10 protein-coding genes and 2 pseudogenes are annotated in these 11,187 nt (G+C 72.9%); 4 read left to right on the plus strand and 8 right to left on the minus strand.

Going from position 1 to position 11,187, the window contains the following annotated elements; all coding sequences use genetic code 11:
• The first annotated feature begins 4 nt into the window (after positions 1–4).
• Positions 5–676, plus strand: coding sequence for a hypothetical protein (locus ABTY15_RS17895; protein ID WP_350589764.1), 672 nt, complete (start codon positions 5–7; stop codon positions 674–676).
• A gap of 47 nt (positions 677–723) precedes the next feature.
• Here ABTY15_RS17895 and ABTY15_RS17900 read toward each other — a convergent pair whose 3' ends face one another.
• On the minus strand, positions 724–1,059 hold the full coding sequence (locus tag ABTY15_RS17900) for a hypothetical protein (RefSeq protein ID WP_350590160.1): 336 nt from the start codon (positions 1,057–1,059) through the stop codon (positions 724–726).
• 78 nt (positions 1,060–1,137) lie between these two features.
• On the opposite strand from ABTY15_RS17900, the pseudogene ABTY15_RS17905 reads away from it, so the two are divergent.
• Positions 1,138–1,289: pseudogene (locus ABTY15_RS17905) on the plus strand (IS5/IS1182 family transposase); the annotation flags it as partial.
• Between the two features lie 115 nt (positions 1,290–1,404).
• Positions 1,405–1,848, plus strand: a complete 444-nt coding sequence (locus ABTY15_RS17910) for a DUF6086 family protein (protein WP_350589776.1) — start codon at positions 1,405–1,407, stop codon at positions 1,846–1,848.
• Positions 1,849–2,208: 360 nt separating this feature from the next.
• Here ABTY15_RS17910 and ABTY15_RS17920 read toward each other — a convergent pair whose 3' ends face one another.
• Together ABTY15_RS17920 and def are read right to left on the minus strand one after the other, a co-directional pair.
• The gene (locus tag ABTY15_RS17920) at positions 2,209–2,736 is read right to left on the minus strand and encodes a hypothetical protein (RefSeq protein ID WP_350589783.1); all 528 of its coding nucleotides are present in this window, start codon (positions 2,734–2,736) and stop codon (positions 2,209–2,211) included.
• A 342-nt stretch (positions 2,737–3,078) separates the two neighbouring features.
• Positions 3,079–3,744: a peptide deformylase gene (def, locus tag ABTY15_RS17930; RefSeq protein ID WP_350589787.1), complete on the minus strand. Its 666-nt coding sequence runs from the start codon at positions 3,742–3,744 to the stop codon at positions 3,079–3,081.
• A gap of 138 nt (positions 3,745–3,882) precedes the next feature.
• Here def and ABTY15_RS17935 point away from each other — a divergent pair, with 138 nt between their 5' ends.
• Positions 3,883–4,386 (plus strand): winged helix-turn-helix domain-containing protein, encoded by a 504-nt coding sequence (locus ABTY15_RS17935; RefSeq protein ID WP_502893527.1) that lies wholly within the window; start codon positions 3,883–3,885, stop codon positions 4,384–4,386.
• A 171-nt stretch (positions 4,387–4,557) separates the two neighbouring features.
• On the opposite strand, the gene ABTY15_RS17940 is transcribed toward ABTY15_RS17935, so the two are convergent.
• From ABTY15_RS17940 to ABTY15_RS17960, 5 genes and pseudogenes are all read right to left on the minus strand, one after another.
• Positions 4,558–5,085, minus strand: coding sequence for a hypothetical protein (locus ABTY15_RS17940; RefSeq protein ID WP_350589817.1), 528 nt, complete (start codon positions 5,083–5,085; stop codon positions 4,558–4,560).
• A gap of 312 nt (positions 5,086–5,397) precedes the next feature.
• Complete coding sequence (gene hemC, locus ABTY15_RS17945; protein WP_350589829.1) at positions 5,398–6,333, minus strand: hydroxymethylbilane synthase; 936 nt, start codon at positions 6,331–6,333, stop codon at positions 5,398–5,400.
• 43 nt (positions 6,334–6,376) lie between these two features.
• Positions 6,377–7,693 (minus strand): hypothetical protein, encoded by a 1,317-nt coding sequence (locus ABTY15_RS17950; protein ID WP_350589836.1) that lies wholly within the window; start codon positions 7,691–7,693, stop codon positions 6,377–6,379.
• Positions 7,694–7,863: 170 nt separating this feature from the next.
• Positions 7,864–10,176 (minus strand): ABC transporter permease, encoded by a 2,313-nt coding sequence (locus tag ABTY15_RS17955; RefSeq protein ID WP_350589845.1) that lies wholly within the window; start codon positions 10,174–10,176, stop codon positions 7,864–7,866.
• A gap of 185 nt (positions 10,177–10,361) precedes the next feature.
• A pseudogene (locus tag ABTY15_RS17960) lies at positions 10,362–11,075 on the minus strand (ABC transporter ATP-binding protein); the annotation flags it as partial.
• Between the last annotated feature and the right edge of the window lie 112 nt (positions 11,076–11,187).

Genomic DNA, 11,187 nt, shown 5'->3' on the forward strand with positions numbered 1-11,187 from the left:
GCCCGTGCCCGCCCCTGACCTGATCGCCCAGTTGCCCGAGATCTCCCTCGTCCGGGACCGCTCCCGCGCCATGGCGATGCTGGACGCCATCCTGAGCCCGGGGTGGGAGAGCCGGCACTTCTCGTTCGACGCCCGCTGGTCGCCGACGGAGGAGATGGCCTCAATGCGCGACGGCTGCGGCAACGAGTACTCGATCGTCTTCTCACCGGCAGGCGCTTATGCCCGCGGTTTCGATCACGAGTCGCCGATGACCCCGTACCGAGTGACGCCTCCGGCGCCGTGGCCGGGCCTGTTCGACGGGGTGCCGGAGGCACTCCGCCCCCACGTCACGGAGCCCGCCTTCAGCGACCACGGGACACCGCGAGCGACGGTCTGCTTCTGGCGCGAACAAGCCGACAGCGCGTGGCGGACAGGAGCCGTCGAGCCCCTGCCGGAGGGCGTGGAGGACGATGGCAGCGCCGAGTGGTTGTTCGATGTGCTGCTGGATGGCCGCCCCGAGGCATATCAGCGGTTCGCGGAGGAGTACTACGAGGTAGCGGTGGACCTGGCGGCCGTCCGGCACGTCTATGCCTTGCGCCCGCTCACCCAGCGCGTCGTGTCGCTGCTGAACCCGGAGCTGGACGTCTCCGACCTGGCCGAGGACCTCGCCGAGATCGGCTATCCGGCCCAGGAGTGACGGCCTGCCCCGGGGCCGGCCCGGACGCAACCGAGCCGGCGCCACCCTCACGTTCTTCTGGACCGGGCAGTGCAGTGGTGGCAGTAGACGACGTCGACCGGCCCACCGGAGCGCGCCAGTGCCACGGCCCGCGCACACGACACGGCGGACAGCACACCGAGGGCGAACAGCAGCACGCCTGCAACATGCCCCGTGAGCAGCGGTTTGGCAGCCATGGCGAACAGCACCGCCGCCACCAAGAACCGCACCATGCCTTGGCCCCGGACCATGGGCCAGTACCGCTCGCGGAACACAGTGATCTCTGTCGTCTCCTCGCACCGCGGGCAACCCGCCCCGCCGCCCCCGCCAGCCTGCGCCGTCTCGAACAACAGCTCATCCGTCACACGGCAACCCTACGGCTTAGACACGGATTCTTTGGCTCACGGCATCGCTCTGCGGTTGCGGGGAGCCTTGCTGAGCGTCTGGTTCCGGACGAGCTGTGGAAGTTGTTCCGGCGGGCAGTACCGCCAACGGTGGTCCAGCGACCGCAGGGTGGGGCCGGCAGAGGGCCGGAGACCGAGAGGTGTTGGCGGCCGTCGTGTTCGTCGCGACCTCGGGCAGCACCTGGCGCCAGCGCAGGCATCAGCTCCGCGCTCATCTGCTATCGCCGCCTGAGCACGGCGTAATCCCTCCGCGCCCTGGAGATGATCGAACTAGGCTGGCCCGTCGGACAAACTGGGAGGCGCCGGGTGAGCCAGTACTACGACGTGGGTGAAGAGACCCTTTGGAATCCGTCCAACGGGGCGTCACGGTTGTTCCTGCGCCAGGTGGCGGTCTTCGAAGAAGAATTCGGTCTCCCGTCCGGCATCGGCCCCATGGAGTCGGACGAGTGCCAGGTCGACCCGGCAGCGCTCGAAGTCTTCGCCAACTCCCTCCTAGCCCGGCATCGAGAGACTCAGCATGCCATCGTGCGAGCCCTGACCGAGGGATTCGTCATCACGGTGCTGGCCCTCGCCGAGCGGGCGGGCGTCGAGGTGCATTGGGAGCCACCGCCCAGTGCTGCTCCGGCAGCCGAGCTTCGGGACGCGCAGATCCTGGTGAGCGCACGTGCAGCCGACGGAGAGGACCGACAGGTCTGGGGTGAGGAACTTCGCGGGAAGACGCAGGAGCTGGGCCGATTCATGGCACGCTGACGAGGCCACATCACGGTCCGGTCAGTAGCCAAAAGAAACGATGTTTTACATCCAGGGCAACTCGAATCCGTTGCTCACGCGCGGCTGCCGAACTGTGCGATCCACGGGCGGCTTTCGCGGAACTCACAACTGAGTCACGTCGACCTGTCCGATTTCCTCCAGAGGTCAACAAGGAGTCTCCGGGAGAAATATGACGGTTGGTCTCGCCGACGGGTGCCGCTTCCGGTGCCCCGTCGAACGGGGCCGGGCGACACCCTATCGACGGCGGATCTTTCGCCATTCTCGCGGCAGCCCGTACCGGTGTACCTCAGCCGCCAGAGCCGTCCCCGCGCTGGAGCTGCAACGCTGACGGCCCAGTGCCTAGCGGGTGGGGCGGCGGCGGTGGTGGTAGGACCAGGCGAGGGCCAGGACGATGGGGCCCCACAGGGTCGTCGGGGTGACGCAGGCGGTGGCGAGCAGACGCCACCCCTCGGTGCTGAAGCCGTCCTCCGCGAAGCCGAACGTGCCGCTCCGGACGATCGGCAGGTCGAACAGGGCCACCAGGGCCAGGCCGCCCAGCACGGCCGGGACGACCGCCGCCATGGGTGGCACCCGGCGCCCGCCGATGACCGGTAGCCGGCGCGGGAACACCTCGCCCCACCCGCTGACCAGTCCGCCCACGAGCAGCGCCAGCGCCTCCGTGAGCACGCTCAGCCCGACCACGTACGCCGGGCCCCACCACGGCATGGGCGGCGCGTCCGGCATGACCATCCCCATCCGGAAGTCGACCGCGAACGGCAGTCGCCACAGGCAGTGCGGCAGCAGCGCGAACGGGAGGGCCCTGGCGAGGCGCAAGGCCCAACGGGGTACGGGGCGTTCGGTGACACCCGGCGACAGTGTGATCGGCATGCGTCCACCATCCGCCCCACCGCACGCCTCGCGCCTCGTCCGCACAGCCGAACCCCCTCCCCCGCGCGAGCCAGTCCGGTTGGCTTGCCCTCACCCGGTGGGCCAGCTGGCAGGCGTACGCCCGGGGACAGTCCGAGCGCCGCGAGGTGGGCCGTGATGCGGCCCGGTCTGCACCCGAGGTCGGCAACCGGCCCGCTGCCCGAGTCGCGGACGAGCTCGGCGAAGGCCGTCGGCGCGCCTCGCGGGAGCGGACCCAACTACTCAGGTGGGACCACGAGTTGCCCGTAGTCGGCGGCGACGGTGTCGCAGGAGTCGCGGACGGCGGCCAGGGAGTCGGGCCGGTCACGACGTCGGGTCCGCGCGCCGGCAGCGGCAGGAAGGGGCGCAACCCTCCACCGGGCCGGTCCAGTTGAGCCGCTGCGTCGCCTCGGTGCGCTGCCTGAACACCTGCTCCCGGCGCTCGGCGGTCTGCCGCAGCACGTCCTTTCGCTCCCGCTTCGACAGCCGGTCGACGTACAACTGTCCGTTCAGGTGGTCGGTTTCGTGTTGCAGGCAGCGGGCGAAGTAGCCGGTCGCCTCGATGGTGCGCGGGTTGCCGTGCTGGTCGAACCCGCGCACCACCGCCCGGGCCGGGCGGGCGAGCGCGGCGCCGGCGCCCGGTACGGACAGGCAGCCCTCGGTGTCCTCGATCAGGCGCCGCCGCCCGGGGGCCTCCGGCTCGACCACCGGGTTGAGCAGGTGTCCGACGTGCCGGACGCCGTCGTCGTCGGGGCAGTCGTAGACGAACAGCCGCAGGTCCACATCCACCTGGTTAGCGGCGAGCCCGGCGCCCTCGGCGACATACATGGTCACGAACATGGAGTCGATCAGCCGGGCCAACTCCGCGCTGCCGAAGTCCCGTTCGGTGGCAGCTCTGCACGGGCCGTGCAAGATCGACTCCCCGATCTCGGTGATCCGTAGGACGGTTGGGTATTCGGGCGCGACGGGCGCAACGGACACGTCGGGCATGGGGGTGCTCCTCTGCCGTGGTCGAGTCAAGATGATGACGACTTGTCACTGGCTTTGCAAAGTAGCAGACTTTGCAAAGTGACCGAAGAACTCACCGCCACCGGCGCCCTCCCCGAGCACGCCGTCCGCACCGCCCTGATGGCGCTGCTCGCCGAACACGGCACCATCACCTCGACCGAGGCGGCCGCCCGGCTCGGTCACAGCTCCGGCCTCTGCTCGTTCCACCTGCGCCAGCTCGCCCGCCACGGCCTGATCGAGGAGGCCCCACCCGTCGACGGCCGCGCCCGGCCCTGGCGCCTGCCGCAACCGGAGCGGTCGGCAAGGACGCCGAACGCCGAGCAGCGGAACCAACCACCCACCGATGGAGATGAGTTCGGCGAACTGGCCCGAGGCCTGGAGGACGAGAGCTACCAACGCTGGCTCGCCCGTCGCGAGCAGGCCCCGGCGGACTGGCGCCAGGACGACGCGTTCAGCACCGTCGTCTACCTGACGCCCGCCGAGCTGGCCGCCGTCGGCGAAGCCGTCCGCCAGGTCCTCGCCCCGTTCCGCAACCGCGAGAGCGACCCGGCCGCCCGCCCCGCCGACGCCCGCCCGGTCGCCGCCGTGACCAGGCTCTTCCCGCTGCTCCCCGACGAGCACTGACGGGCGGAACCTCGGCGCAGGAAGTCGGCCAGTCCGACTTCCTGCGCCGAGGCCGTGCGCGGGGGCGCGGGGGGTGCGGGGCGTGTGGGCGCGGGGGCACGCAGACACAGGGCTGCGGGGCCTCGAAGGCGCGGGGCCGCGCAGGGCACACGGCCGCGAAGACGCGAAGGATCAGCGGCGGGTCGCCCGCAGCGAACGGGCCCGCGCTCGCACGACCGGTCCGGCCAGCAGCCCGATGGTCGCGCCCATCACGATGCCCTGGATCCCGTCCCAGACGTCCTGTACGTCGCAGGTCTGCCCGATCGCCGGCAGCGCGTACTGGAGCCCCGACACCGCGGAGGGCAGTGCCGCCGCCCCCAGCAGCGCCACCACCGCCCTCCGCCGGGTGCCCGCCAGTGCGGCGGCGAAGCCGACGGGGGCGTACGTCGCCAGCTTGAGGTCCACATGCCGGACGGCCAGCAGCTCGTGTGCCGAACGCGGTCGCCCGCCCGCCACGTTGCAGTGCCGGACGGCGTCCGCGGACAGCCGGAACGCGTCCGGCAGCAGGGTCGACACGATCACCCCGCCGAGCCCGAGCAGCAGCAGGAAGCCCACCACCCAGTGGGCCCGCAGCAGCCGCCCGACCGGCCGGTTCAGCAACGCCGCCGGCACCAGCGAGAACAGCAGGCCGGGCCAGAACATCGGCATGGCGCCGAGCACTCCGCTAATCACTCCTCAACGGACGCCTCGAACACGTGCTTGGTTCTGCCGCCCACGCCCCGGAGGCACGCCCAGGCGGGTGAGGCTCTACACCCCGGGCCCCACCGGGCCCGTATTCGCCGCGTGCGTCCTGGCCGTGCGCGCCTGGGCACGCGGGCCGAATATGTAGACCGACCGTCATAATTTTCCCCGGGCTCTGCACCGTACCGAGCACCAGTCCCCGGCTCGCTGCACCAGCACAGAAGCCCCCAGCGCACAGGAAGTCGGCCTGTCCGACTTCCTATGCGCGCGGCGCGGGCGCCCGGAGGGGCCTCAGTGCGGGATGGCGGCGATCAGGTCGTGGGCGCCCTGGCGCTTGAGGGCGAGGGCGGTGGAGGTGCCCAGGTCCTCGGGGCTGAGAGCGCCGGCCCATTCGTGGGCGTCGAGCACCTGCTTGCCGTCCGGGCTGAAGACGCGGCCGCGCATGGAGAGGCGGCCGTCCGGTTCGGCCTTGGCGTAGCCGGCGATCGGGCTGTTGCAGTGGCCCTGGAGGACGTGCAGGAACATCCGTTCGGCGGCGGCCTCGCGCCAGGTGTCGTGGTGGCCGAGCCCGGTGACCGCTCCGATCGTCGCGACGTCGTCCTCGCGGCACTGGAGGACGAGGATCCCCGCGCCGATCGGCGGGCACATCGCGTCGACGCCCAGCACCTCGGTGATCCACCCCTCCTCCCCGATCCGCTCCAGGCCCGAGACGGCGAGCAGCAGCGCGTCGACGTCCCCGGCGGCGAGCTTGGCGAGCCGGCTGTTGGCGTTGCCCCGGATCGGGACGCAGGTCAGGTGCGGGTGGGAGGCCGCGAGTTGGGCGGTGCGGCGGACGGAGGAGGTGCCGATCCGGGTGCCGGGCGGCAGCTGGTCGAGGGTGCGGCCGCCGGGGTGGACGAGGGCGTCGCGGATGTCGTCACGTCGCAGGTAGGCGGCGAACACGGTGCCGGCGGGCAGCGGCCGGTCGGCGGGCACGTCCTTGAGGCAGTGCACGGCGACGTCGGCCTCGCCGGCGAGCAGCGCGGCGTCGACCTCCTTGGTGAACGCACCCTTACCGCCGAGCTTGGCGAGGTCGCCGGTCCACCGGTCGCCCGAGGTGGTGACGGGGACCACCTCGGTGCGCAGTCCGGGGTGCAGGGCGGCGAGTTCGGTGCGGACCCGCTCCACCTGGGCGAGCGCCATGGGTGAGGAGCGGGAGACGATGCGGATCAGCTCAGCGGTGGCCATGGCGCGATGATAAGCCTTCCGAACACCGAGACTTGACATTGCGTCAGCCGACGGTCCCGGCGGAGGTTGTGCCGCCCCGCGCCGCGTACCGGTGCAGGGTCGCCGCCTCCTGGAGGTCCCGCAGGACGCCTCCCACCGCGCCGAGCGCCGCCCCGGCCACCACCAGCAGGCTCGTCCCGCCGAACGCGTACCCGTCGGCCGTGCCGACCGCCGTCAGCAGGAGCGTCGGGAGCACGGCGACGGTTCCGGTGCCGAGCACCTCGACGACGGCCGTCCGCCCACGGACGTACCCGAGGTAGTCGGCGGTGGGCCCGCCGGGCCGGATGCCCGGGACGAAGGCCCCGGCCCGGGCGAGGCCGTCGGCGGCGGCCCCCACCTCCCGTGCGACGAACACCGCGACCCACGCACCCACCGCCGCGAGGACGAACAGCGCCACCCCGCACACCAGCGGGGACAGCCACAGCGGCGCCAGCAGCAGCCCCGCCGTCACCGCCGGAACGAAGCCCCGGTGACTGAGCACGAACGGCACGTACCCGCGGTCGGGCGCGCCGAAGGGCCTGCGCCCGATCATCCGCTTGGCGAACTGGTACGGGATCCGCCGCTCGGCGCTGCGTCCGGTGACGACCAGGGCCGTGGTCACCACGAGGGCGGCCAGCGCGGCGGCCAGCACCAGCGCGAACCGCCCGTCCCCCTCGGCCGTCCGGACGTCCCAGAGCTGTCCGGGCAACACCGCGAGCACCTGGGCGAACAGCAGGACGGAGACGCCGTCCCCGAGGCCACGGCGGCCCGCCCACTCCGAGAGCCACAGCACCAGAGCGGTCCCCGCCGCGACGCAGGCCGCGACGACGGTGACGGCGAGCGCGCCGTGGATCCGCAGCACGCCGCCCCCGGCAGCGACCGAACCGCCCCCGCCGTCCGTGCCGGCCCCGCCCTCGGCGACGATCCCGAGCGCGACGCCGCCGAGGACCCCCAGCACGAGGGCGGTGCGGCGCATCAGCAGGATCATCCCGGCCCGGCTGCCGTCGAGGTGTTCGGGCCGCAGGGCGGTGAGCCGGGGGTGGAGCCGGGTAAGGGCGGGGGTGAGCATGCGGGCCAGGAGGACCGGCAGCACCCCGAACGGGAGCCAGGCGAGCCGGAACAGCCCGCCGCCGGTGACCAGGTCGAGCAGCCCGCGCAGTTGGTCGGTGTGGTCCGCCCCGCCCGCGACCCGTCCGGTCGCCGCCGGGTGGACTCCCGGCAGCGGCACGGTCTGCCCGAGCCGGAACAGCACGACGGCGCCCAGGGTGACCGCCAGGCGGCGGCGCACCCCGGGCGTTCGCAGGGCCCCGGAGTTCTCGCCGAGCAGCTGCAGCGTCCCCACCCCATCTCCCTTGACGTCGGCGGGTGTTGGGACGCGACGGGCGGCCGGAACGGTTCCGCCGACCGCCCCGAACCGCCCCGGGCCCGCCCCGCACACAAGCGCACGAGCACACGAGCACACGGACGCATAGGCACACAAGCGCACGAGCACACAGGCACACGCAACCCCCGCTACTCGTTGTGCAGCACCTCCGCGATCGTCAGCCGAGCCGCCGAACGCGCCGGGAGCAGCGCGCCCATGACCGCGATCGCGACGCCCGCGAGGGCGAGCCCGGTCAGCTGGGGCGCATGCCAGACGTTGATCATCTCCTCCGGGAACGTGATGATCGCAACGTTCTCGGTGATCAGCCGGTGCGCGAGGATCCCCAGCGGGATCCCGATCGCCCCGCTGAGCGCGCCCAGCCAGGCCACCGACGTCACCGTCATCGCGACGACCTGGCGCGGGGTCATCCCGATGGACTTCAGCATGCCGAGGTCCCGGCGCCGCTCCCGGATGTTCAGCAGCACGGTGTTGAAGACGCCGAGCGCGGCGACCACCGACAGCAGCACGGTGAAGATGGTGCTGAAGGAGACGACGGACGCGACGGGGGCGCTGAGGTCCACCTCGTTGACGGTGACGTCGAGGCTCGGGTCGCCGTCCCGTACCGCTCGCACGTAGGCGTCCGGATCGGCCCCGTCGGCGAGCCGGACGCCGTACTCGACCACGTGCGCGTCCGGGGTGAGCCCGGCCAGGGTCGCGGCGTTGGACGCCAGCGCCTCGGCGTTGCCCTGGAGCTGCTCGCCAACGATGACGACCGGCTGGCGCCGGCCCTCCACCTCCAGGGTGAGGTGGTCGCCGACCCGGAGTCCGCGCTGGTGGAGGAAGGCCGGTCCGGCCACCACCTCGTTGGGTCCGGTCGCGGCGCGGCCCTTGACCGCCCGCAGCGGCGTGGTGATCTCGTCGCCGCCGTAGAAGTCGCCGAAGACGGGCTGGGTGAAGCCGACCAGGCCGACCCGGACGAGCCCGCGCGAGGTGACCCGCTGGGCGCCGGGGGCGGAGCGCAGCAGGGCGCCGACCTGGTCCGGGGTCAGTTTCGCCGCCTCGTGGCGGCCGCTGAAGGCGGCCGTCTGGACGCGGACGTACGTGCCGCGGCCGCCGTCCCCGCCCGGGTCCATCGTCGCGATCATGGTGCTGCTGAGGCCGGTGGCCAGGGTGACCGTGACCACGCCCAGGACGATCGCGGACATGGTCAGGGCGGTGCGCGCCGGGCGGGCGAACGGCTGGCCGAGGCCGAGGCTGACCGCGCGCGGCAGCCGGGTGCCGGCGAGCCACCGCTGGACCCGCAGTCCGCGGCCGGTGCGCGGCGCGCTGCCCGCCGAGATCGCCTCGGCGGCGGAGAGCCGGTACGCGCGCAGCGCCGGGACCAAGGCGGCCAGGGCGACCAGCAGCGGCACGGTGACCACGGTGACCTGCGGCAGCCACGCGGCCGGCTCGATGACGGCGACGCCGGTCCTGATCCCGCTGAACGCGACGCGCAGGATCGGGGCGGCCAGCGTCCAGCCGGTCACGGTGCCGAGCAGGCTGCCGACGAACCCGGGTACGGACACCATGGCCAGGTAGACCACGACCACCTGGCGCGGGGTGAAGCCGATCGACTTGAGCACGCCGATGTGCCGGTAGCCGGACACCACCGCGCCACTGACCACGTTGCCGACGATCAGCACGGCGACGACCAGGCCGAGCGCGCCGAAGACCGCCATGAACGGCAGGTAGGCGTCGGCGCCGGCGGAGAAGGCCTGCTTGAGGACGAGGTAGGACTGCGTGCTGACGAGCGCGTCCGGCGGGAGGCCGTCGGTGGCCCGGCCGAGGGCGGCTGTGAGCCGCTGCTCGGTGCCCGGGTCGGTGAAGCGGTAGAGCATCAGCTCACCGGTGGGGTGCAGGGCCGCCGCCTGGTCCGGGGTGACCCAGCCGCCGGCGGACTGGCTCATGCTGCTGGCGAAGCCGACGACGGTGAGCGTCGGGCCACCGCTGGTCGGGATGGTCCGGCCCAGCAGTTCCTCGGCGGCGCCCCCGAAGGGCTCCTGGATGACGACCTCACCGGGCGCAGCGGCCCAGCGCCCCACCAGCAGCTGGACCTGGTCCACCGGGCCGGCCGGATCGGCCCGGCCCACCAGGGTCAGCGGTCCGGCTGGACTGCCCAGCCAGTCGCCGGGGATCTGGACGACGACCTGCGCGAACGGTCCGGCCGCCGCCTCGACGCCCGGCTGGTGCGCGGTGGCGGCGAGCTGCTGCGGCGAGGCCTTGGCGGCGTCGAAGGTGGCGACGACGTGGGCGCCGCGCTGCGCGTCGAAGGCGCGGTCGAAGGGGGCCCGGGCCGCGCTGAGCACCGCCAGGGCGATCAGCACGGTCGTGGTCGAGCAGAACACGACCAGGCCGATCACGAAGGTCTGCAACCGGCGGCGGCGGACGGCGGCGCGCGAGGCCCGCCAGACGGCGCCGGTCATGCGCTGGGCTCCAGGCGGGCGGGCTCGTCGGACCGTACGGCGGCCGCCGTATCGAGCCGCTCGGGCCGGTCCGGCTGGTCAGGCCGCCCCGGTTGGTGAGACTGAACCGGCCGCCCCGGCCGCCCCGGCCGCCCCGGCTGATCCGACTCGGCCGACTGATCCCGCTCGTCCGACTCGTCCGGTTCGTCGAGGGATCGCTCGCGCGCCACCCGGCCGTCCGCGACCTCGACCAGGCGGCTCGCGCAGCGGGTGGCGAGGTTCGGGTCGTGGGTGACGATCAGCAGGGTCTGCCCGATCTGGTTGAGGTCGATCAGCAGGTCCATCACCTGCTCGCCGGAGCGGCTGTCCAGGGCGCCGGTCGGCTCGTCCGCCAGCAGCAGCGCCGGGCGGTTCATCAACGCCCGTGCCACCCCCACCCGTTGACGTTCGCCACCGCTGAGCGCGGCCGGGTAGGTGTCCCGGCGGTGGGCGACGCCGAGTTCGTCCAGCAGTTCCAGGGCGCGGCGGCGGGCCTGGCGGGCCGTGGTGCCGGTCAACTGGGCGGCCAGGGCGACGTTGTCTAGCGCCGGCAGGTCGTCGATCAGGTTGAAGAACTGGAAGATCATGCCGATGTGGCGGCGGCGGAACAGCGCCAGCCCGGTCTCGTTCAGCTGCCCGAGGTCCTGGCCGTGCACCCGGACGGTGCCGGAGGTGGGCCGGTCCAGCCCGGCGACCATGTTCAGCAAGGTCGACTTGCCGCACCCCGACGGGCCCATCACGGCGACCGCCTCGCCCGCCCGGATCCGCAGGTCGACCCCGCCGAGCGCCCGGGTGTCACCGAACTCCTTGTGGACCCCGGACAGTTCGACGATCACCTGGGCGTCGTCCGGCCGGGGGTGCCCGCCGTGATCGTTCCTCATGTTGCTCATGACAGACGACGGTAGGAGCCGCCGGACGGCCGCCGCGTCCCACCCCGGGTGTAACCGCCCCGGGCCGTAGTACCGGGGATGTAGGCGGGCGGCACCCCCGGAT

The sequence above is a fragment of the Kitasatospora sp. NPDC097643 genome (assembly GCF_040302625.1).
In the GTDB taxonomy this organism is placed as follows: domain Bacteria; phylum Actinomycetota; class Actinomycetes; order Streptomycetales; family Streptomycetaceae; genus Kitasatospora.

Bases quoted from the DNA above. Each gene is read 5' to 3' on its own strand.
- ABTY15_RS17935 (WP_502893527.1), top strand. From the start codon at position 3,883: ATGGCGCTGCTCGCCGAACACGGCACCATCACCTCGACCGAGGCGGCC.
- ABTY15_RS17955 (WP_350589845.1), bottom strand. From the start codon at position 10,176: ATGACCGGCGCCGTCTGGCGGGCCTCGCGCGCCGCCGTCCGCCGCCGC.
- def (WP_350589787.1), bottom strand. From the start codon at position 3,744: ATGCCCGACGTGTCCGTTGCGCCCGTCGCGCCCGAATACCCAACCGTC.
- hemC (WP_350589829.1), bottom strand. From the start codon at position 6,333: ATGGCCACCGCTGAGCTGATCCGCATCGTCTCCCGCTCCTCACCCATG.
- ABTY15_RS17920 (WP_350589783.1), bottom strand. From the start codon at position 2,736: ATGCCGATCACACTGTCGCCGGGTGTCACCGAACGCCCCGTACCCCGT.